Raw genomic sequence first — 21,728 nt, 5'->3', positions numbered from 1 at the left:
GGACCGAATTCCGCAGTAACGATTATGCTGGCAAGTGACCTCGGCACTTTTCGCAGCAAAACTCAGCATTTTTCACTTGCAAAAAACACCACATTAAGTGGTGCTTTTTACGGAAATATAATTCTTCAAAGTATGCATCTTTTGTATAGTTAAGTAAAGGACTTTCAAAGGGGCTGTGGCATTGTTATAACATGTTAGTGAAATAATTATTGTATCCACCGCACTTTTAGGTAGTGCTTCACCATCGTTCGAAGGATTACTATTGCCTCCTAGCCTTCTTTTTTCCCTAATTGTGGCTTCTTGCTCAGCTGCCGAATTAAATGTATATCCAAGTGATTTAAGTTTATCAAAGTTATAAACAAACTCACTTCCAAGAATGTATTCCTCTCCATTTAATTTACCAACAGCAAAGGTTTCATACCTAACCCCATTGTAGAAAAACTCATTCTCGTTTTGAACATTATATTTTAGCCCGGTATAAAAATATCTAATTTCTTGATATAACCCTTTATTGATATCGCTAAAATAGGGTTGAACCTCATTTATGTCCTTCTCGGATATCTCCATAATTTCTAAAATTCCAATTGAATCAACCGAGAGAATCCCGGTACGGTTTTTTTGTTGTTCTTCACTTGGGAAATTTGTTAATCGTCTATCTGGAGCATAAGAATGAACGTAATTTTCCCAGTCCTTACTATTAATTGAGCTTACATATTTATTAATCGCTTCTGGTACGGTGCTTTTTTCAGATTGACCTGAACTTGTAGCATGAATATTATAATGTGTGCTTATGATGGCGACTATAGTAACCAGAAAAGCTGCTAATACCATTAACTTTATTTTCTTATACTGAAACAAGATCAACACTCCCCTAAAAAAAATTAAACATGATGCCGGATTGGAGATTGACGAGGGTCAAAGAAATGCCTAACAATCATATAATCAAAGGGCGCCATTTGATCTGGCGCCCCTTTTCTTAATTATTTGTGCTGTATGGTCCTGGATTAGAACCTGAGCCTGTAAATTGAATGTATCCATTACTTTTGTTTGAAAAATTATAGTAATAACCCAAAATAGCCTTATAGTTCCACGAAGAGTAATTTGTAGCTAGATATTGAGTTCCGTGTTGAGAAAGAACACCTGAGCCTTCCGTCCCAGCCTGGCCAGATGTTCCGGCTCTATATTGTGTATCAAAAACAACTCCGTTTGAATTTTTCATAAATATTCCACTAACACTATCCACTGCTGCATTTGTATTTGCATGACTTGACCCAGGAACATAATGTTGATAATTTTCCCATTTATCCGTTAGATGTGCGCCATAAGACGTTGCAGGATATCTTGGGTAAGTAACATTATACCAAGCGTATGATTTTATAGCTACGGCCCCTGCCTTTAAGGCCTCAGGTTTCCAGCTGGCATACCATTCATTAGGGAGTACATCTTTTGCATATGCATCAAATCCAAGGGTTTTCAAAGTGCCTGTAGAAGTAATGTAAAGAGTTAATGCATTTGTTGGGTTTGTCGCACTTAGAGGCTGTACCGCATCACTATTTAAATTAGTGCTGTTAGATTGAATCTTTTGTTCAGCCATATTTATGGCCTTATTTTCACTCACTGAATCGAAACTATATCCGAGTGACTCAAGTTTTTCGAAGTTATAAACAAACTCAGTTCCAAGAATGTATTCCTCTCCATTTAATTTACCAACAGCAAAGGTTTCATACCTAACCCCGTTGTAAAAAAACTCATTCTCGTTTTGAACATTATATCTTAGCCCGATATAAAAATATCTAATTTCTTGGTATAACCCTTTATTGATATCGCTAAAATAGGGTTGGACCTCATTTATATCGGCTCTTCGCTCTACTTCGTGGGTAGCATGCAGAATGTTAGTTTCATAACCCCTTTCGCCTTTAAGAGACTTTCAGATGTTGAGACAGCCCTCAAGAAGGTCGCTTGACCGCTGTCTCAACATCTGAAGCGAGGTAAAAAGGCGGAAAGGGTTATTGTGCTCGTCGTGCCGAGAGCACCGGCAAACGAAGCTTGTTTGCGGTCATGTAAACCATAGCGATTAAATTTTCTACATTACGGTATCCTCTTGCCCGGCGTTTCGCTGCTTGAACCAGACCATTAATACCTTCAAGAAGACCGTTTGTCATTTTGCTATGAAACCAACGTAAGATTCCTTCTGCATGTTGCTTAATGGTCTTGGCCAAACCTATCATAGGTTGGAGCTGAGAACGGGTTGCCCAGTCGAGCCATTCGCGGAGGAACACATCGGCAAAAATGTGGGGCGTTGACCAAAACTCCTGTAATGCCAGTTTTAAGCGGTACGCTCGCCCGGTTAAGAGATTGGTATCCTTTAAACGCTGCAACGTTTCTTTTTGCTCTGCTTTCAAATTCACTTCGTTTTTCAGCCATATATATTTGGTTTTCTTCAGCTCGGGACGTTGTTTTTGTTCCTGGATCCGTACCTCATCGACGGCTTCACCGACCAACTTCATGACATGAAACTTATCAAAGGTAATCTCTGCTTTTGGGAAATACTCTTGAATACCACTGATGTAGGCGGGTGACATGTCGCAACAAACCTCTTGGATGGCATCGGTGGAAAGGTTCTTATCAGCAAGGTGGTGTTTAAATCGTTCGAGCGTATCTTTGCCCTTACCTTCTGTAGCAAAGAGAACGATCTTACGGTCTACGTCTACAAACAAGGTGATGTAACGGTGACCGCGTTTAGAGGAGGTTTCATCAATAGCGATTCGCCTTACGCTTGAAAAATCCAACTCCGACATAGCACTGTCTACGTAGTGGTGAAAGATTCTCCACATCCGAGTATCGTGCTCTCGCAATTCGCGGGCCGCTGCATTAACTGGCATTTCGGCCATTAAACGCATTGCCCACGCTTCGAATAACAAGGTAAAGTGAGACAGAGGCCTGGCCCATTTGGCGTAAACTTGCGTCACCTTATTACAAGTGTTGCACTTCACCCGTGGCATTCTGGCGTGCATATATGTTTTCCAATCCCAAAAGTCCAGATGCCTCCAGTGCTTAATGGCGCTATCGTATGCTTTACACTGCGTTCCGCACTGAGGACATGCAAAAACAGCTCCTCGCTCAAAATCCAAGTGCAAATGCCACGCTTGATCTTGGTCGTTAAACTCAATATGCGTAAGTTCCCACGGTTTTTCCAATTGCAAAGCTACTTTAAACATGTCCATGACCAGGTTTTCATTGCTGCTTAACGAAGTCCACATCGTCAATCCGCTCCTATTAACGTAATACAAGCAGTATTGACTATTTTTCTATGATTCAGACTTTAAGCCACAAGGTATAGCGACGAAGCTTTATATCCTTCTCGGATATCTCTTTAATTTCTGAGATTCCAATTGAATCAACCGAGAGAATCCCGGAACGGTTTTTTTGTTGTTCTTCACTTGGAAAATTTGTTAATCGTCTATCTGGAGCATAAGAATTAACGTAACTTTCCCAATCCTTACTGTTAATTGATTTTACATATTTTGTTATCACTTCCGGTACGGTATTCTTCACAGATTGATCTGAGTTTGAGGCATGAATTTCAACGCTGGTGCCTAAGATGCCAACAAAAGTAAAAAGAAAAACTGCTAAGGACATTTCATATAATTTCTTAAATTGAAACAAGAGACTAACACTCCTTTAGGTTATATATTATTGGGTGAATTGTATATACTTTACTCCTTCCCCAAAATTCCCAATCATAATTAATAACAACTCAAAGAAGCAAAAAGTTACGTCTTATAAACAAAAAATTTTATTTTTATTCTGGAAATACTTTTTAATTATAGGAAATAAGATTAAATATCATTTTCATAACAAAGGACTATTCAAGTCCTGTATTCGTACCACAAAGCTTTATTTCTTTTTCTCTCGGGATATCTCACTTTTTATGGAGGAGCGATGTTTAAACTAGGACGTGTTTTCAAACTATAAAGATTGAGACATCGTTACGAAATATTTTGACGATCAATCAGGATAAAATTAAAGACTTGCTGCCAGCAGATCAGAAAGCTCAGGATGATGTCTATTGCATACTATCGTTAAGTTTTTGACAACGAAGAAGACTGGAAGGATGCTCTGAACTGTGTAATGCCCATCACTATCAAGACACAATTTTTTGAGAGACAGATTGTCTAGCTAAGTGCGACACCTCTTCCATGAAATCTTCATGAGCCGAGCGCCAGCAGCTAGAACCATTGATGCTCACTGCAACACAATTCCCTGATCGTATAATAAAATCCACAACTGCATTTGGTTGTGGATTTTTGTGTATGTAGGTGAGGGGCTTCGAATCCTCATCTTTAATTCTGACCGAGATGGATTAATAATTCCCGTCTTGCTGGGTAAAGGATAAGCTAGCGACGATGTCGGATTTGTATGTCGGCTCTTCTCCCTGGTTTCAGCGTCCTCGGATTGAGGCGAAACCCTAATTAGAACCAAGCCTGTCGAATGATTCTCCTGCTTCCGGACTATTTGATCCATGAGGTCTCTATGTATGCAAGATGCTGTGGAGGATTCCCACAGATCGGGTTTCAATAGAAACATTCTCCCGATTTGAAGCTAGCTCCTGAATTGTTCATGACCTCAAGCTTTCCTTCTTTCTCCTCGCACAAGTAGTTCGTATCGCCGGATATTCATATGCGATCTCTTCACTTCCCCTCAGTTCGATAGGAATACCAGGGGTGCCGCTCATTACTGGTGACCATCCTTTATTCCAGATTACTGACAACATTTCACCGGCAGGCACGCTCACCACGTCCGGTTGGAGCCTCCTTCACCTGTTTCATGACCTGCCTACATTCTTGCACTGGCTGCGACTTGTGAGTTCCTTTAATCTCTTCTTGGCTTCCCCAAGGAATGTCAATGGGTGCGGATGAACACGCGACCCATTTGTTTCCCCAGAGCGAAGCCTAAAAACTTGAAGTGCTTCCGCGCCACGACGCTCACGACTTTGCTTTTCTACACGTTCATCTGGAGTTTTAGTTGGTTCTCCAGCACCTTTCGGCAGGACTCTAGCAGTCGTGTTGAGGCTCGTTTGCATTTAGCTAATACCACGATGTCATCGGCATAGCGGATAACGCCCCGGCGTTTCATCTCTTGGTCGAACTCATTCAGATAGATATTGGCAAGCAGCGGCGATAAAGGTCCCCCTTGCGGAGAGCCTTCTTCAGTTTTGCAGTGCACGCCATTCTCCATCACGCCACTTTTCAGATATCTCTTAATCAGATTAGTTACACGTGAGTCCTGGATGTGTTTTCGCAGGAGATTCATCAGCATTTCATGGTTCAGGGTATCAAAATATTTCGAGAGGTCGATTTCTACGGCGTAGCTGTAGCCCTGTTCTGCATAGGCCTTCACTTTACGAATGGCTTGCTGTGCGCTTCGTCCTGGGCGGTAGCCGTAGCTTCCCTCCGCAAAGAGGAGCTCAAACTTCGGCTGCAGCTGCTGGGCAATCGCCTGCTGAATCACTCGGTCTACGACCGTAGGGATACCCAGCTTGCGGACTCCATTTCCATCCGGTTTGGGGATTTCTTTACGTCGCACCGGGCTAGGCTTGTACGTTCCCTCCCGAATGCTCTGCAAGAGGTCGTCTCGATGTTCCTGCAGCCAAGGCAGCGCATCCTCTACGGTCATGCCGTCGATTCCCGGTGCTCCGTGGTTGCGTCGAACCCGCTTGTACGCTCTGTTCAGATTATCTCTGTCCAGAATCTCTTCCAGCAGGTCTGCTGCACCGCCTCTTTCTTTACATTCCCGAATGCCGGCACTCCGCACTCCCGCATACTCTTTGCGTTCCACGCGATCCCTCTGCGGGCAGTCCTTTCGGTATTCTGCTTTCATCGTGCCAATGCTCCTTCCTGTATGTACTCGAGACTTACGATTGTTCGGCCCTTCCCGAAAAACAAAACTTCCGGTACTATGGCCTCTGCTGACTTCTCACCACAAGCTTTACTCCGTCTTTCGGATTTTTTTTTCCTACTTTGACGTCAGTGAGATCTCCCCGGGTAAGAGCAATAACTTTCCCCTCATCTATCTGCCACATTTACATGATGAGATTCGGGCAGTATTGGACTTTGCTTTGGTTGGCAAGCTCGTCCGTCTCACCATGCCTACTATGTGATTTCTGTTCGTCAGACCGAGGGTTTGCCTCCGGCTTCCTTCAGATTCTACCTCACGGTCGACACCTTGCCTTTGGCTAACAGTTCCTACTGCCAAGCCTGTAGTGGACTTTCACCACCAAGTTATCGCCTATGCCGGGCGCACCAAAAAAAGAGCAGTCTATCTAATTCGATAACCTGCTCTTGTTCTTGATTTTGGCTCTACATCTTAACTTAACGACATTGCCTTGTGGGATCGCTTTTTTGCCTGTTTGTATGGAGGCGAGGGTAGTCGAACCCTGTCCTATTAATATAACTCCATCAAGAATCAGGGTACTTCTATTAAGGTATCAGAATATATTTCGTCAACAATCAGTCAACTCTACTTTTCCCCAGCCTCTGTTTTATACTTTTTTTCATCTGTACCACTCCCGAAACCCACTCCACTACAGCGGTTTCAGTGATCTGTACCATTCCCCACCAACAAAGCCACCGATTCTACATGCACCGTATGCGGGAAACGATCCCATTGACAACCCTTCTGTTATAGTGCCAAGAAACCGCATGGTTATAAGGTTTTTCGGTGTCGTTTGTTTTTCATTATAGGACTTTATTGGCGCTTAACATCAATATTCACATCAATTTCACATCAAGAATACCTTATACATGTTTTAACTATGAATGACCGTATACATATCTTTCGTTATGTTATATTATGGAAAAAAGTCCATCCCATCGAAAGGATTTGATATTTTGGAAGATAGCAAGAAGAACGTCAATGTAGGTGAAATCTGGTTCGCTGATCTTGGCAAGAAAGAAGGCAGCATCCAGGGCGGAGAACGGCCCGTTATTATTATAGCCAAGTCAGGACCTTCTCATGTTCACATCGTTCCATTAACAACTAAAGTAGCAAAGAAGAACTACCCTATGCATGTTGCCTTCTCTGTCTCTGATGGGCTCGAAGAAAATAGCACTGCCCTTACGGAACAGTTGGGTTTGATTGACCTTGCGTTATTGAAATTTAAAATTGCTGATGTAACAGCACAAAAGATGGACCTGTTGAAGAAGGCCTTGTTAGTTCAAATGGGTATAGATGAAATTAGTATTAATGTAGGTGAAATCTGGTTCGCTGATCTTGGTGAAAAAGTAGGTAGCGAGCAAGGTGGAGAAAGACCGGTAATTATTTTTGGGAAATCCGGATCTTCAGTTAATATCATTCCATTAACATCAAAAGTCAAGAAAAGTTACCCTATGCATGTTGATTTCTCTGTCTCAGATGGGCTGAAAGAAGATAGCACCGCGCTCCTTGAACAACTGACTACAGTCGATGTTTCTAGATTAATGTATAAGTTAGCTGTAGTAACTCCTAGCAAAATGAAATTATTACAGAAAGCCTTTTTAATTCAGGGCGGGATAAAGATCCCACCAAACTTTTAGAGCTTTCATTGACTCACTCCCCAATTTTGGGGGCTGAGGTTTTCCCCGGCTTTGGGAATTCCTTGTCCGTTATGACTATCCGCATTTTGCGTACGGTTCACGGCTCAGTTTTGAGCAGTCACATTATCATGTCGTCAATTTGACGGGAAGCTTTAATCATCGTGAATTTCATGACGGCTGCACGGATCTGTGCAGCTGGTTTTTATCCCGGCGCGATGCGCTCAATATTGAGCGCATCATTGATAAGGAAAGAGCGCTTTCCACAAGTTAGGGGAATACTAAAAATCCAGTAAGCGAAAAGCATGTACTCGTTGGGTCCAGCTCAGGACTATGTGGGATCCGTTGAAACGCTCTTAAAGGTTTCCGCCAGTTTTGGCGATAAGATATTAATGCATAACCGTCGAGTTCAGCCCAACCTTGCTTTTATATTCTTCCCAGTACTCCTGATCACCATCAATTGTGTGAAGCCACAAAAACATCATTAGTATCTCTAATTCTTGCTTTCTTCCCCTTATAAAAGACTTCTTTGGAAGTCTCCTATATAGTTCATTGATATTAAACAAATTGTCCTTTTGCTTATAGTCATAGTCATATTTTCTATATTCCAAGATGCTCTTCTTTTTATGACGAGCCGGCCAAAGATTCTCATTGTCAAAAAAATAAATGACCCAATCTTCGGCAAATGCGACAAGATTGACGTTATGCTTTTTAAATGCTCCTTCAATCCATTCTGTTATGGATTCGTTTATTACAAAATCATTATCATTCCACCTGGTAGATGATTCGATCGTATGTAGTTGCTTAATAACTTCATATATCATTTCCGTGTTGTCCCTTATGAACTGATACTTCTTGATTAATTGTGAGTAACATTCATAGGAGAGAGACCTAAATTCACTGTCCTGATTAAATAGCAAAAACAACTCTTGCTTTTTGATGAAATTGCGGATAATAACATTCATCTTTTTGTTGTGTTTATCAAAGACCATAACAAGCCACTCCTGAACATCTTGCTCAAAATTTTCGAGCTGGGCTTTATACTTTTCTATTCTTTCGATTTCTAATACTGTCTTTTCATCTGCAGCATCTTCTGTTAAATAATTATTAAAGTACTCAAACACATAGTTAATACAGATTCGAGTATTCTCTGATTTTAGTTTGTAATCCCATTCGTTAATATGATCCTCCTTAAGCCTTCTTTCCATATATTCAACGAGTTTAAGCAATAATATCTCTCCTATGAATATTCTTCATTATTTTTACAGAAATCATTTGTGTGAAGGCCACTTTCTACCTTTTTCTTTGGTCTCGTCCCACCATCTCAAAAACTCTTCTCGATCAGACAACAACGGCTTGCCTATTCTAAACGAAGGAATCCCTCCACACTCTGGACTTTTATTCATTAAGTCGTAGACTGTCCTGAGTTTAATATTTGTGAATTGATGGATATCCTTAGCGCTCAAGTTATTCGGTAACTCTTCTCGTGACAGAAAGCTTCTGTGCCTGTCTGGCTCTGAATTCAATTCCTTTGCATCCCGTCTTTGTTCTTCACGGATCTCAGTACCAAGATATTTCGGCAATACCCTGCCGAGGAATTGATATAAATTTCTCATCGCTTCTTCTGAAGGTTGGTCACTCATACTACACCCCATTTACGGCTCTCAGCCAATACTTTCCGATACATTTTCATTCAAATTACACTTACCATCCAAATGAATCGTCGTACGATTGATTATAAGGTGCTTGATTGTTCACAACGCTGACCTTACAAGATGGACAATCAGAGTAGCCATCGTTTGATTGATGTAGGTTGATCAGCTTTGATTCTGCATCCCAGCATCTGGTGCAATAAGGGCCTAACTTGATACCATCCTTGATTCTAAAATACTGGTTATTCCTAAACTCTAATTCACTTTGAATCATCAATTTCTCTTTAAGCACCCTGTTTTCTTCTTTCAACTTCATATTTTCATCAATTAGTTTCTGTGCATCAGCCTGGTAATCAAGCAACTGCTTGTACAGTTCAATATTGCCTGCCTTCATTAATGTAGCGCCAATAACTTTAATATCTTGCAACATATACATACCACCTTAGTTTAATTAAATTAAATTCATAATATCACATTGTATAATATTGTAAGAGTAATAATATAAAAAAAAGAAGCCTCACCAGCTCTCGTGAGACTTCTCCTTACCGATACTTTCGGATTATGTAAATTCCACCCCTCTAAGAGGGACAATATCCTAGCCTCAGAGCGGCTACCACACAGGCAGCTTACGTGATTAATCGCGCCTATTGAGGACTTACTTGAATACTGTACGCGTATCTTATCATGATTTAAAATATCTGTCAATTTTATTTTTGAACTGCTGCACTTACTTGTTTATACGCAGGGTTTCTTGAAGGAGGATATTTATACGGCACAACAATATGGCGCTTTACAATTTGATGAAGATACTCTGGTGTATAAGGATGTACTTTATCAATATCATAGTTTATATCGCTATAGTTGGGAAATGGCATTCCGTGATATCTATATTTTTGATAAATAACATTCGCAATAAGATCAGCAACTTGAATGTTGTAGTGATCGCAAGATTCAAGATAGTTAACTTTTACAGAGTCGACAGTCCCCTTATTTAAAACTAGTTCATTATATAAATAACCTTCCAGCTCCGTTAATCCTTCGAGCGCAGTATTCCTATTGTCTATATTTAATTCAAGATTAATAATATCCTCTTTCGTCAGACTGAAGTTTTCCATAATAATTTTAACTAAATAATTAAAGGATCTTCCAGGCTTGTCTCTGAATCTTTGCTGAATTTCGGTGTTGTTAACTACCATATATCCTATTTTTATATCTGTGTTAGAAGCCAATTTTTCCAGAATGTAAGCTTTCATGTATGGCAACATTTCAGACGCCTTGCATTCTTTAGGATCTTTTAAATTTTCAAAAAAATCAATATGTTTTCCCTTCAGATACCCTATTGCCCTTTTGTATGTATTTTTAAGATGCTTAGGATTATTAGTGTGCACAAAGCTAATTACAAAATATCTATTTTTAAAACGTTGATCTAAAAATTTCGGGATACTTCCAGATTCATCTATGAAAAACATTTCATATAACACCGCCTTGAATGTCGATAAGGTGAATTGTACCCTGATATGTCAGCATTGGCAACTTACTAATCAAAAAAAACAGCCCCCACATGGGAGCCTTAATAAGGTTGTCGTCACTTTGAAGGGACTTTATAGTCTTGTGGCCAAGTTTTGCGCTGCTTTGGTTGCTGCCCGGTTAATATCGCTTGGTGATGTGACGGGGGTATTAAAGTTTTGAGTCACCGAAACCACAGTACCTTGAACCGTGCCGCCCGGAGCCTTTGAGTTGCTGCCAGATTGATTCTGTTTACCGGCTGCAGCCTGGGATACAGTAGCCATTGAAGCTACAGCTTGACTCCTAACTGCATTCATCTGCGATGTGATCTGAGAAATCATTTGTGATATTCTGTCCACCTGCGGCTGGAATCCCTGGACTAACTGTTCCCCCAATGTCTCCCCGGCTTGTCTATACCCCGAACCATAATCTTTAATCAGTTTAAGAATCTCGGCTTGCTGTTTTGAAATGATCATCTTTTCTGCTTCAGCTTGGATGTTCTTGGCTTCCAGCAGCCGGTTGTAATGGGCCTGAGTCTCAACCATTTGCTGATCAAGCGAAGCTTTCTGAGATTCGTACATGGCATTAATGTTGTTCTGCTGGGCTTGATACTCGGCTGCCATCAATTCCTTCTTTGAAGCCAACTGCTGCTTGATTAGATCAATCTCTTCTTTTTGCCGGTTCTTGAGCTCGTCCTGCTCTGACTTCAGAGCGTCTTTGCGGTCCTGGAGTTGTTCTTGCTGATGACGCTTGTTTTGATCCGCCAGAACTTTGTTCAACTGTTCCTGCAGCTGCTGCCGATTGAAGTCATCGTTTTCATATTCAATCAAACCTTCGAGACGCGTGATCTTCTTAGCATCTTCAGCGTCCAGTTCAGCCCGACTCTTTTGCTTTTCAGCCTGATTCATGGCATCCAATTCTTTTTGGATGGACTCTATCCGGGCGTTATACGTGCTTTCAATGGCTGCTATTTCGGCGTCAGCAGCACGTTGCGCTGAATCTACTCGGGCATCATACACCGTTTTGATGGCGTCTAATTGAGACTTTTTCCAATCCTCATTGGCTTGCTGCGCGTCCCGGATTCTGGATTCAGCCGCGTTCTTCTCTTCTTGGTACTGAGCCTTGAGTGCGTTCTGTACATCCGTGGAGAGTTTATTGATATTGTCGATCTTGGCTTTCTTTTCGTCCTCCAGCAGCTTCGCAACATCCTTCTCGTAGTTGCGCTGTAGGATTAATCGTTCATTAGTTTGCTTTCGGACTTCTTCCGTAACTTCACGCTCGATCTGCTTCTTTTCCTCAGCTGTGTACCGATTATCTGCCAGTACTTTTTTGAGATAATTGTTCCAAAGGTAAATCTGATCATTGAGCAACCGATCCTGAAGCTTGTATTGCTGCTCGGCTGTAAGCTCTTCCCGAGCCAAGCGGTCCTCATAGGCGGCCTGTAGCTGCTGTGAGACGTATTCCGTCGCGGACTTACGCAGTTCCTTCTCTTCTTCTATTTTCTTTTTTAAGGCTTCTTTCCTCGCCTCTTCCCTCCGGAGCTCCGCATCAAATATTTTGTCATCAATTTGCTTGCGTTCCTCGGCTGAATCAGCGTACAGCTTCTTGATTCGTTTCAGGCGATTGATCTCTTCGCTTTCCGTCAGCTTACCGAGCGCCTTGGCCTTGTCCATGTCATCAAGCGCTTGGGCAAGTGACTGATCTCCAATAGCCCTTCTTGCTTCATAGATCCGGGCGTCAATCTCCATGCGCTCGTCGGCGGTTTTGATGTGCTTGGCTTTGATTTGCTCAAGCGTCTTCAATTCACTTTCGAGTGTCATCTGATCTATGCGTTTTTTGTACTCAAGCTGTTTGTATGCCTCGTCTAACCCTTTGTTTTCGTACGCTGCCGCTTTGGGGGCCTTTGGTGCTTTAGGGGCTTTGGGAGTGGTTGCCTTCCTTCCAGTGCCTTTCCCTTTTCCGTTGCCACTGCCACCCCCCGTTCCTCCACCTACTGTTATGATTTTGAGTTCCGGTAACTCGAAATCGTCTGGTTTCATGTTAATTAATTTTTTGAGATTCACTGCCTCTGCTTGCAATCGCGCCAACTCGTTATTCATTCGATTCAAAGCCATTTCAGCCAGACCGCTTTCGCCTGTGATTCTGGCAATACCCTCAGCGATCTTTATAGCCGCCTGCTGTTTGGCTATGGCCGTGTCTGTCTCTTGTTTAGCTTCTCGGGCTTTGATTTGAAGATTCATCCACGCCAGGCTGATTTCTTTCTCATGAGCACCTATCAGACCTTCTATGGCTTCAACATTGAGACCGGTAGCTGTGCTAAGATGCGGATACATCTGGGCTAGTTCTGATTGTGCATTCTTATACTCATTAGATTCTTTTTTTGCTGTCTTATAGGTATCAAGAAGATTCTTGACACTATTGACCTTCTGCTTCTCCATCGCAATTTGTTTAGCTGATTCATTTATTTCAGTAGTCGTAGCTCTCTGCGCGTCTTTGATTGCCTGGCTGTATATTTTTGTTGCATTGGTAAGCTGATTCAATGACTTGGCTGTGATTTTACCGTTGTCGTCGATGAAATCTAAAGTTATGCCGAATTTACGTGCTTCTTTATCCAACTCGCCCATGCTGATGTCCAGTTTTTTGGCTGCTGAGTCCAGAGCCAGGACGTTGTTCCCCATTTTTGCTGAATCTGAGTCTGCGGCTACAGCGACCAGCTTTTTATAAGATTCTGTTAATTTATCTAAAGCTTTGACTTTCTCTTCTGCAGCCTCTACTTCGCTCCGATCAATGCCGTTCTTCTGAACATTTTGAAGATCTTGCTGTGCTTTAGCCAGGTCTTCAGCTGACTTTTTTGCCTCGCTCATGCTAAGTTTGATAGCAACAAAGGCGGACGCGACGCCTGCAGCAGCTGTTACAATTAAACCCCAGGGAGTGGTTGTCAACCACATGAAAGTGGTTCCTAAATTTTTAACGACTGGGATTAAAGCACCTATGCTAATCACCAATTGACCAGCTACAAACAACAACGGCCCGGCTGCTGCTACTATCGCCGCTAAAGTGATAATCAGTTGTTGTCCTTCGGTGTCTAAACCAGCAAACCACTGAGCGCCTTCTTCAATGGATTGGAATAAAGGCTCAAGAGCTTCAAGAGTCGCCATCAAAACCGGAACTAATTCGTCTCCCAACGTTTTCGCCGCGGCCACAATCCTATTGCCGATCATTTCAAGCTGGGATTCAGTAGTCCCATAACGTTCGTTGGCTTCATTGACCAGTGCAATATTCTCTTCCCAAGCTGTTGTTCCAGTTTCTAAACTGGTCCGGAACAAATCCCCTGCACCAGAAGCACGAAGTAAAGAATCACGTACGCGAATCTCAGAAAGATTTAAATCATCAAGGACAGAAAATACGTCCCCCCCAGCCTTGGACATTCTCCCTAATCCCTCAATGAATGTCGCAAGAGCTCCTGAAGCATCCGTTTTGAATGAAGTCTGAAAGTCAGTTGCGGACATACCTGCAACAGCAGCGAATGTCTTCAGACTGTCTCCGCCCTGTCTGGCCGCCATATCCATTTCAATCATAACCCTTGAAAAAGCCGTACCTCCACCTTCAGCCTCTAAGCCTACAGATGATAAGGCCCCGGCGAAAGAAAGGATTTCAGCCTCTGTTAAACCGACCTGATTACCTGCTGCAGCTAATCTAAGACCCATTGCAGTGATCTCACCTTCTGTTGTGGCCAAGGTATTGCCGAGCGCTGTGATAGTGCTGCCAAGACGGTCAAAGTTGTCCTGCGGCATATTTGTGATGTTGGCAAGTCGCGCCAAGGAAGTTGCCGCCTCTGTAGCGCTCATATTGGTTGCTACACCCAAATCAGTCATTGTCCGGGTAAAGCCCATAATAGCTTCTTTCTTGATCCCGAGTTGACCAGCCGCTTCAGCGACACTGGCAATTTCAACCGCTGATGCCGGTAACTGCTTGGACATGTCCATGATTTCTTGTTCAAGCTTATCGAACTCTTGCGCTGTCATGTCGACGGTTTTTTTAACTCCGGCCATAGCCGACTCTATATCGATCGAAGTCTTAATAGCAGCTCCACCAGCAGCGACCAAAGGCGCTGTAACCATTAAAGACATGCTTTGCCCGGCTGCTGACATCTTCCGGCCCACGTCGTCCATTTTCTTAGATGCGCTGTCCAGGACACCGGAAATTTTATTCCACGCTGAGGCCTGTTGCTCGAGCTCCTTGTTCGTTGCCTGCAGCTCATGATGCATCTTGTTATAAGCTGTCACTGCCTTGTTCAGTTGGACCTCAAGCTTCTGAGTTTCCCTGGCATCCTCGCCTTTGGATCGGGCAGCCTCTTCATGCTTCTGTTTCAGGTTAGCGATCCGCTGCCCCTGTAACTCCATCTGTTTGTTTAAAGAGTCTGCTTTGGTCCGCAGCGCGTTCTGTGACTTCGCGTGATCTCCCAACTTGGACGATGCTGCCTGAAATTCAGACTGTACCGTCTTCATACGGCGTGTGAGCTCCGCCATTGACTTCTCTAAGCCTGAGTCATCAACGGATAGCTTTGTGACTAGGTTTGATACCTCGATGTCTTCTGCCATGAATACCGACCACCTTTTTTTGCGTTTTTTTATAAAATCAGCCCTCCCACTGTGCTGGAAAGGGCTGAGTAACTACGGGGTATTCGTCAATCCTTAGATTGATTCAGCGTCTGTGCCATACCCAAAGTCCTTATGACGTTATGTTCTTGGTACTCTTTTTTGAGGTTCTGATCCTCAATGAATTCTTTCATCGAATCATGCTCCAGGATGATCCCTTTGTGAAACTCCACTATCTCTTCATGTGTTTTCACGAGATCCCGGATATGTTGTTCCAGGCTAGACATTTCTTTCTGGTATTCACCTAGCAGCTTGGCTTGTACTTCAAACATACCTTTCAATTCCTCAAGCTCCAGATCGTCCTCCTTGATCCGTCTTGAATAGTCCTTCATGATTGTATCCAGCACATCTTTATGGATGATCAACGCCCCCGTTCATTGATAATGAGATCCCTTACAGCGCTTTAATATCATCGAATGTCAGTTTCTCAGGCTGCTCGTGAATGATTTTTTCGCCTACCTTGATTTTGTAATCTTTGCCCTCTTCCAAAGGGGTGGCATGGCTGATTGAGGCGTAACCATTTCTTCTGTAAGAAATCCCCATGATGCCACCATAGGCCATGTTGTGCTTTGCAAGTTCTTTAGTCGCTTCAATACGGTCCTTTTCAGGTTCGTTCGGATCGTCATAGTAAAAGGTGCGTTGGCCTACAAAGGGGGAATGATGCAGCTCCTCGGCTCTTTTAAACAGATCCTTCAATTTCTCAAGGGGTCCACCCTTTTTTAGGGATAGACCAAAGTTCGTTTTAGCTTGATCTGATATAGCCACAACCTGGTAAGGGTAGCTAAACAGCGGCGTTAACATTTCTTGCTCTGCAATCTCTTTTTCTAATTTGGACATTATTCTTCACCTTCCTTTTGCGTTTTGGAACCAGCAGTACGCTCTAGCTTTTTCATGCCCTCGATCGCTTTTCTCAGGTGGAAATTTATATCATTGGCCAGTTTTTCACACTGTGAATGACCCAGCTGCCGAATGATGTTCTCGACTTTGAAGACTGTATCCTCTCCGATTTCATAATCAATGATGAAGTTGACCTGCATCGGGGCCCCCTTGATTCGCTCGAGATCTCCAATGCTTGCGATTAGAGGAATGACTTCATCCTCCAGGTGCTTATAACGAGAACTGATCTGAGCTTTCAAGTCATCTGACATCTTGTTCGCTTCCTGGAGTTCAACGGCTGCATTCCGCAACACCTTTTCTTTATGTTCTTCTGGAATAGCCCGTTCGTTGATTTGTTTGAATCGAATCCTTCTCTCCAGTTGTTTCTCCAGTGCTTCCAATGCTTCAAGTTCATCGGGGGACTTGGCATGATTTTTGTGCTTTCTTACCAGCTCAAGCCTGTCCCTGATCTTGAGTTTCTTTCCCAGCGTCCGCTCTCTTTCAAGAACGATTTGAATTGCCTTTCTCGATTCAACACAGTAATCATTGGCATCAATCAGCTTTACTTTTTTCATGTACTATCCCTCCACGGATCTTATTTAAAGAATGCTTAAGGCTTTATTTTGCTTGCCATTACTGCCAGCCGTTGAGTTGGCAAAACCAATGTTCACGGCTTCTTGAACGTTCAGCCACGCCTCTGCACCCATCATGCTCCGGACTTTATCGCGGCTGACCTTGGCTTTCGTCATGTAAATTTCGATGATACGTTCATCTAATTCATCCAATACGGAAGCTACTTTTCGCATGTCAGACTTAGTCCCCACCACTAACGAGCTCTCCTCGCGGATCATCATCATGGCGCCAAGTCCCATAATCGTTTTATCTGCTGCCATAGTGATAACGGACGCGGCAGCGCAGGCCCAGCCATCTACGTATATGGTCACCTTACCTTTGTGCTCTTTGAGCCGCTGATAGATTGATATACCTTCAAAAGGTATGCCACCCGGGCTGTTCAGGTTGATGTTGATGTCGCCAGTGACACCTCTTAACGCGTTATCAACGTCCGCCGCAGAAATGGAATCTTCCCACTGTGAGTTTCCAATGAACCCGTAGATCGTCATTAATGTGGTGCCGTTTCCAATCCGTTCTGCTTTAAAATTCCTCTTAATCTTCTTCAGCTGCCCGGCGTGTGACTGGTTTTTAAATGACTTGAAATAGTCCTGTCTTGTAAAATGCCTCATGCTTAACCCTCTTTCCCACGAATCTGTATTTTCGGATACGTTCCCCCGTCTGTATCCGATACGCTAAATCAAGTCGCTTATGGTTGACCTGGAACCTCTCTCGACAAGTGTGTCTAGACCTAAATCTTTACCAAGAGCAATCAATGAGCTGTTAACCTTGTTCTTCTCAGCAATGGCAGGGTTTGGCTTTGTGAATCGCTGTGCCCCGTTCTCCGTTGTGATCATGACACCGTGTTCCTCGATCGCTGCATCCAGCAGGTAATAGCTGCGGACCAGGTTAATATATCGATCCACTTTCTCCACCTGGACACTGCTCTTTTTATCGATCAGCTTTAGAAGCTCGTCCTTGATCGCTTTGAGCTTCTTTTCATCCATTTCACCCCTACCCCCCCTCACGCGCGCGCGATAAATCTACGGAATCGACTCCCCACCGGTCCAGAATGAAAAGTATGAGCCTGAAAAGATTCAGGCCGGGGGCATCATCACCACTGTTCGTCATCCCATCTGCGCACTTTCTCCTGCTGCACTCTCCCATCGAACCGATCATGCCGCACATTGTGATGGTACTTACAAAGAGTGCGCAGATTATCAATATCTAGCGCGAGATCAGGCCTGTCTTTTATCTCTTGGATATGGTCAATCTCCAATACAGCTGCTTCTCTGGTCGTTACCTTCCCTTCCTTCGCACACTCAATGCATTCGTTGTGGTCTCTCTTCAGGACTTCCTGCCTGAGTCTCAACCAACTGGCGCTACCATAAAAACGTTTCCTCTCTCGCTCGTTATTGAAATCGTACTCACTCATATAGTCATCACCTCCTTCAAATGCCTAATGGTTTGTAGCCTTCTTCTCACTTATCAGCGGATCTCCAGAACGCATTGTCATTTAGCGGTTCTCCATCAATGTGTTCCTTCCGTTGTTTCGTGAACTCATGCAGCAGATTCATACGCATCATAAAGCCATCAAACTCTTCCGGACTCTTCCGGTGAAACTCATGGAATATGATAGTGACCAAAGCTTCCAGTGTGCCGAGTCTTGATCGGTCTGTGCTGATCGTGACCACGTTGTTCTGAAACCGTATCTCAAAGGTTCTCAATTCCTTGCTCACAAGAATGCCCTCCTACTCTAAGAGCCGCACGTATCTGTAGCCATCCCAAAAGCCGTTGGCGTACTGCAGCTCCTGGCTATAATTCATTTCCAAAGACAGCGCATCATCCAGTTCCAGCACAAGCCTGTAATGTTCTTCGCTGAGGACTTCCTTCAGCTGCTGCATAAGCGTCTTGGTTTTCTCTCTGGCTTGCGTTATGTCATCACCTCTCCATTCGAAATCCTTGATTTCCGGATCGCTCATATGTCTTGATCTGGCCATTTCCTTAACAACGAACTTCATGCCGGCTTCGTATGCTACTTCCCCAAAAACCAACGGATCCAGTTTGCGCTGCTCTTTCAGACCATTAAGCGTATTCCAATATCCAGAATTAGAACCCAGCGAGCAATCTTTGTTTTCGAACATATGAATCATCCTCTTTTCTTTGAAATAAATTGTGAGTAACCTTTAGCCTTCTGTATCGCTATTTCAAATGGGACGTTCTCGACTATAGTCTTCTGAGCATTCGAGTGCCGTTTGCCTTCTTTCCATGTCTCACGCCACGCACTCCACTTCTCACCCACAAGCATGATGAACACATGTGTGGTCCGGTGTAATTGACAGGTATACACTTCGCCTGGACACAGAGTGAGGAACCCTGCCGCCCTCGCCCTCTTGTCCATCTTTTCAATCTCAGCTTCATAGATCAGTTCATCAGCAGTAGGCATGAATCTCACCACTTTCAAGTACTTTTTAATTTATACCTACGTATTTAACGTTTTTACGGATTAAGTACCTGAAACCCTTGGTGCGTAAGGGTTTGAAGCTATTTTCACATCACTTATTAATGATGAATTAATTACGGATTAATTAACCTGGCACCTTTTCTGAGGCGTTTAACCTGATTCTTTGTCGCGGCCTACCTCTTCCGCTACTTTCTTTTTCGACTGTAACCAGGCCGTTATCTGTCAGTTTTTTAACTGCTGCCTGAATGTCTTTAGAAGAAACATTGTTCTGAAATATCCCTTTGAAAATATCTGTAGCACTTAGACCTTCTTGGTTCTTTTTCAGTTCTTCTATGATTCTGTGGATGATAGGATCGTCTTGAACGTTCTGTTCTCCAAAGATGAACACTACGGATTTATAACAGTACTGCCACAATGCTAACGCTGCCCTTAAATGTTCGACCCTCACTGTATGAGACAAATCCAATAAGGCATAAATGCAAGCTAGTCGCATCAGATATGGGATAACCCGGCTTGTAGCTGATCCTATTATTCCTCCTGCATCCTTTTGTATAGGTTCATAGATTCTCTCCCATAGCTCAGCAGCTGCGGCATCACGCTCCATAGGAATTTGTTTGCCTTGTTCATCCCTGGGCATTCCGTTCATGGCAAATTCCAATACTTCCTTGATCCGTTCGACCGTCGGCCCGACATCAACTTTATGAAATTCGCCGCCGCTGGGCAGTGACTTAGACTGCTGGACATAAAGCCATAGAAACCGGTTTACAAAGCCGTTGTGGATCTCGTTACCTGTTAGAAGCTTTCTCAGCTCTTCCGGCGTTATGTGTCCTAGAACGGATATGTGCGTGTTAGTGGCTTTCAACGGGTTCCTGGTGAGCGTTCTTATATCACCGCTTCCGTCCCAAGCATTTCTGATAACGGCCGAAAGTGTATTTCCTTCTCGGCGTAAAACGTTCAATACTGAGCCGAATTCACTCTCTACGATCAGCAGCCGCTTGTCCTGGACACCCACATCTGTGATGACGTCCTCATACTCACCGGTATGTCGCTTATCCTTTCCGCTTCCTTCATATATAGGTTGTTGTTCAATCATTTCATCTCGAACTGCCGTTATAACGCCTTCACCGCTCGATAAGCCAGACTTTTTTCGAGAATTAAACTCCGCATCAGCTGCACTCATTAATTTTAGGACTGGATCAAGCGAGGTTCCTTTCTTCCCTCTGAACGTGGCTCCCACAAGTACGGAAAACAGTTTCATTCTATGCTCGCCACCTGACACCACAAAATGCGGTTCTGTACCTATCATGTTTCCAAACATCGTTAAGAAGTTTATTAGAAGTGCTGCAGGATCGGCTTCAGTATGAGGTTCAATTAGCCTGACCACATCACCGGCAAGACCGTGCAACGCTAACTCACTCAGCCTTACATCCCATTCCGCAACTGTTTCAAAACCGAACTCATATTCGGACTCGTCAACTTCATTTAGTTGTGATAAACTGTTGTTAGCTGATGAATGTACGCCTTTTGGCGTATTTTTTTTGCCTTGGTATTGCTCAGCAACCCTCACGAGAGCATTGCTTATGGTTCGTTCCCGGTAATCCTCGCGCTCCCATTTTTCACGCATCATACCGCTACTTCTAAATAGTCGATCGATCTGCTCACGATCCTTTGTGTAGAGTGCGAATATATTACATAGGGCCATTTCGGCTTCACTTTGACTTGGATATGATCTCAAGTCCCCGGAATAAAGCCGCTTAAACTTCTCGCCATCTCCCCCTTCCTCAGCTGCTTTTATAACTTCTTGATCATTCAAGGTTATGGAAGTGGGCACATTATGATTTAGGCGCGGCTTTTCATCTACAAATAAGAGATCATACAGCAAGGTTAATTCACTCTGGCGTTCCTCAATCGTTTCTGGAGTCTTGAGCACATGATCGCCGGTGACTACAAAAAATCGGCCCTGTTCATACATTTCAAATTTGCCTGTTCGATTCTTCGGCCCCGGTATTCTCCCTTTCACAATCACATGGAGCCCCTTCTCGCTCTGGCTGCGTTCTGTGTAGCTATTCAACATGATCACTACTTCTTTAATATCTTCCTGTACCTTCCCCTTAACGATGCAATCATCAATATCAATTCCTGTGTACGGATCCGAATCAGAAAAAACATACCCGATGCCAGAGAGTACCTTTTTGTTGCTCTCATACGCTGCCAGTGCGCTTTCGAAGCTTGTCCAGTGATCCGGGTTCATTGAAGAAGCACGTTCACCGTCTACGGTATACGGGACCTTTGTAGGTTTTGCCGATCCGGTACGTTTCTCGAGCTTCCAGACGATCCATTGTTTCCTTTGCTTCAGCTCCGCTGGTATCTTATCGACATTCATGCTCATTCA

At 43.4% G+C, this 21,728-nt stretch carries 21 protein-coding genes; 1 reads left to right on the top strand and 20 read right to left on the bottom strand.

From position 1 onward, the window contains the following. Window positions 1–93: 93 nt before the first annotated feature. The 5 genes from HII30_RS17045 to ltrA form a co-directional block, all read right to left on the bottom strand. On the bottom strand, window positions 94–858 hold the full coding sequence (locus HII30_RS17045) for a hypothetical protein (protein ID WP_169506258.1): 765 nt from the start codon (window positions 856–858) through the stop codon (window positions 94–96). A 118-nt stretch (window positions 859–976) separates the two neighbouring features. Then, window positions 977–1,618, bottom strand: a complete 642-nt coding sequence (locus HII30_RS17040; RefSeq protein WP_169506257.1) for a SpoIID/LytB domain-containing protein — start codon at window positions 1,616–1,618, stop codon at window positions 977–979. A gap of 388 nt (window positions 1,619–2,006) precedes the next feature. Beyond that, window positions 2,007–3,260: an ISL3 family transposase gene (locus tag HII30_RS17035; protein ID WP_169506256.1), complete on the bottom strand. Its 1,254-nt coding sequence runs from the start codon at window positions 3,258–3,260 to the stop codon at window positions 2,007–2,009. Between the two features lie 55 nt (window positions 3,261–3,315). After that, the gene (locus HII30_RS17030) at window positions 3,316–3,666 is read right to left on the bottom strand and encodes a hypothetical protein (RefSeq protein ID WP_169506255.1); all 351 of its coding nucleotides are present in this window, start codon (window positions 3,664–3,666) and stop codon (window positions 3,316–3,318) included. Between the two features lie 1,335 nt (window positions 3,667–5,001). Next, window positions 5,002–5,880 (bottom strand): group II intron reverse transcriptase/maturase, encoded by an 879-nt coding sequence (ltrA, locus tag HII30_RS17025; RefSeq protein ID WP_211184651.1) that lies wholly within the window; start codon window positions 5,878–5,880, stop codon window positions 5,002–5,004. 962 nt (window positions 5,881–6,842) lie between these two features. On the opposite strand from ltrA, the gene HII30_RS17020 reads away from it, so the two are divergent. After that, on the top strand, window positions 6,843–7,574 hold the full coding sequence (locus HII30_RS17020) for a type II toxin-antitoxin system PemK/MazF family toxin (RefSeq protein WP_211184650.1): 732 nt from the start codon (window positions 6,843–6,845) through the stop codon (window positions 7,572–7,574). A 386-nt stretch (window positions 7,575–7,960) separates the two neighbouring features. On the opposite strand, the gene HII30_RS17015 is transcribed toward HII30_RS17020, so the two are convergent. The 15 genes from HII30_RS17015 to HII30_RS16945 form a co-directional block, all read right to left on the bottom strand. Further along, complete coding sequence (locus HII30_RS17015) at window positions 7,961–8,800, bottom strand: hypothetical protein (protein ID WP_169506253.1); 840 nt, start codon at window positions 8,798–8,800, stop codon at window positions 7,961–7,963. 42 nt (window positions 8,801–8,842) lie between these two features. Then, window positions 8,843–9,214 (bottom strand): helix-turn-helix domain-containing protein, encoded by a 372-nt coding sequence (locus tag HII30_RS17010; RefSeq protein ID WP_169506252.1) that lies wholly within the window; start codon window positions 9,212–9,214, stop codon window positions 8,843–8,845. 61 nt (window positions 9,215–9,275) lie between these two features. Next, the gene (locus HII30_RS17005; RefSeq protein ID WP_169506251.1) at window positions 9,276–9,653 is read right to left on the bottom strand and encodes a hypothetical protein; all 378 of its coding nucleotides are present in this window, start codon (window positions 9,651–9,653) and stop codon (window positions 9,276–9,278) included. Window positions 9,654–9,930: 277 nt separating this feature from the next. Continuing rightward, window positions 9,931–10,692, bottom strand: a complete 762-nt coding sequence (locus tag HII30_RS17000) for a DUF3800 domain-containing protein (protein WP_169506250.1) — start codon at window positions 10,690–10,692, stop codon at window positions 9,931–9,933. Between the two features lie 132 nt (window positions 10,693–10,824). Further along, entirely contained in the window at window positions 10,825–15,330 is a 4,506-nt protein-coding gene (locus HII30_RS16995; protein WP_169506249.1) for a phage tail tape measure protein, read from the bottom strand. An 86-nt stretch (window positions 15,331–15,416) separates the two neighbouring features. Further along, entirely contained in the window at window positions 15,417–15,752 is a 336-nt protein-coding gene (locus tag HII30_RS16990) for a hypothetical protein (RefSeq protein ID WP_211184649.1), read from the bottom strand. Window positions 15,753–15,780: 28 nt separating this feature from the next. Next, window positions 15,781–16,224 carry a hypothetical protein gene (locus HII30_RS16985; RefSeq protein ID WP_169506247.1) on the bottom strand — a complete coding sequence of 148 codons (444 nt, stop codon included), beginning with the start codon at window positions 16,222–16,224 and terminating at the stop codon, window positions 15,781–15,783. Continuing rightward, complete coding sequence (locus HII30_RS16980; protein WP_169506246.1) at window positions 16,224–16,838, bottom strand: hypothetical protein; 615 nt, start codon at window positions 16,836–16,838, stop codon at window positions 16,224–16,226. The genes HII30_RS16985 and HII30_RS16980 overlap by 1 nt, the downstream gene beginning before the upstream one ends. Before the next feature lie 24 nt (window positions 16,839–16,862). After that, window positions 16,863–17,504: a head maturation protease, ClpP-related gene (locus HII30_RS16975; protein ID WP_169506245.1), complete on the bottom strand. Its 642-nt coding sequence runs from the start codon at window positions 17,502–17,504 to the stop codon at window positions 16,863–16,865. Between the two features lie 63 nt (window positions 17,505–17,567). Further along, entirely contained in the window at window positions 17,568–17,879 is a 312-nt protein-coding gene (locus tag HII30_RS16970; protein ID WP_169506244.1) for a P27 family phage terminase small subunit, read from the bottom strand. 107 nt (window positions 17,880–17,986) lie between these two features. Next, window positions 17,987–18,307, bottom strand: a complete 321-nt coding sequence (locus HII30_RS16965) for an HNH endonuclease (RefSeq protein WP_169506243.1) — start codon at window positions 18,305–18,307, stop codon at window positions 17,987–17,989. A 46-nt stretch (window positions 18,308–18,353) separates the two neighbouring features. Then, window positions 18,354–18,611 (bottom strand): hypothetical protein, encoded by a 258-nt coding sequence (locus HII30_RS16960; protein ID WP_169506242.1) that lies wholly within the window; start codon window positions 18,609–18,611, stop codon window positions 18,354–18,356. Window positions 18,612–18,623: 12 nt separating this feature from the next. Next, a complete protein-coding gene (locus HII30_RS16955) occupies window positions 18,624–19,016 on the bottom strand; it encodes a hypothetical protein (RefSeq protein ID WP_169506241.1) in 393 nt (130 codons plus the stop codon). Between the two features lie 5 nt (window positions 19,017–19,021). Then, window positions 19,022–19,318, bottom strand: a complete 297-nt coding sequence (locus HII30_RS16950; protein ID WP_169506240.1) for a hypothetical protein — start codon at window positions 19,316–19,318, stop codon at window positions 19,022–19,024. 142 nt (window positions 19,319–19,460) lie between these two features. Then, a complete protein-coding gene (locus tag HII30_RS16945) occupies window positions 19,461–21,719 on the bottom strand; it encodes a phage NrS-1 polymerase family protein (RefSeq protein WP_169506239.1) in 2,259 nt (752 codons plus the stop codon). Between the last annotated feature and the right edge of the window lie 9 nt (window positions 21,720–21,728).

It is taken from the genome of Paenibacillus lemnae (genome assembly GCF_012933385.1).
GTDB lineage: Bacteria > Bacillota > Bacilli > Paenibacillales > Paenibacillaceae > Paenibacillus_AQ > Paenibacillus_AQ lemnae.
This window is presented reverse-complemented; position numbering and strand designations above follow the sequence as displayed.

Bases quoted from the DNA above. Each gene is read 5' to 3' on its own strand.
- HII30_RS17005 (WP_169506251.1), bottom strand. From the start codon at position 9,653: ATGTTGCAAGATATTAAAGTTATTGGCGCTACATTAATGAAGGCAGGC.
- HII30_RS16985 (WP_169506247.1), bottom strand. From the start codon at position 16,224: ATGTCCAAATTAGAAAAAGAGATTGCAGAGCAAGAAATGTTAACGCCG.
- HII30_RS17010 (WP_169506252.1), bottom strand. From the start codon at position 9,214: ATGAGTGACCAACCTTCAGAAGAAGCGATGAGAAATTTATATCAATTC.
- HII30_RS17000 (WP_169506250.1), bottom strand. From the start codon at position 10,692: ATGTTTTTCATAGATGAATCTGGAAGTATCCCGAAATTTTTAGATCAA.
- HII30_RS16950 (WP_169506240.1), bottom strand. From the start codon at position 19,318: ATGCCTACTGCTGATGAACTGATCTATGAAGCTGAGATTGAAAAGATG.
- HII30_RS17020 (WP_211184650.1), top strand. From the start codon at position 6,843: ATGTTATATTATGGAAAAAAGTCCATCCCATCGAAAGGATTTGATATT.
- HII30_RS16965 (WP_169506243.1), bottom strand. From the start codon at position 18,307: ATGAGTGAGTACGATTTCAATAACGAGCGAGAGAGGAAACGTTTTTAT.
- HII30_RS16995 (WP_169506249.1), bottom strand. From the start codon at position 15,330: ATGGCAGAAGACATCGAGGTATCAAACCTAGTCACAAAGCTATCCGTT.
- HII30_RS16970 (WP_169506244.1), bottom strand. From the start codon at position 17,879: ATGGATGAAAAGAAGCTCAAAGCGATCAAGGACGAGCTTCTAAAGCTG.
- HII30_RS16975 (WP_169506245.1), bottom strand. From the start codon at position 17,504: ATGAGGCATTTTACAAGACAGGACTATTTCAAGTCATTTAAAAACCAG.
- ltrA (WP_211184651.1), bottom strand. From the start codon at position 5,880: ATGAAAGCAGAATACCGAAAGGACTGCCCGCAGAGGGATCGCGTGGAA.
- HII30_RS16980 (WP_169506246.1), bottom strand. From the start codon at position 16,838: ATGAAAAAAGTAAAGCTGATTGATGCCAATGATTACTGTGTTGAATCG.
- HII30_RS16955 (WP_169506241.1), bottom strand. From the start codon at position 19,016: ATGTTCGAAAACAAAGATTGCTCGCTGGGTTCTAATTCTGGATATTGG.
- HII30_RS16945 (WP_169506239.1), bottom strand. From the start codon at position 21,719: ATGAATGTCGATAAGATACCAGCGGAGCTGAAGCAAAGGAAACAATGG.
- HII30_RS17035 (WP_169506256.1), bottom strand. From the start codon at position 3,260: ATGTGGACTTCGTTAAGCAGCAATGAAAACCTGGTCATGGACATGTTT.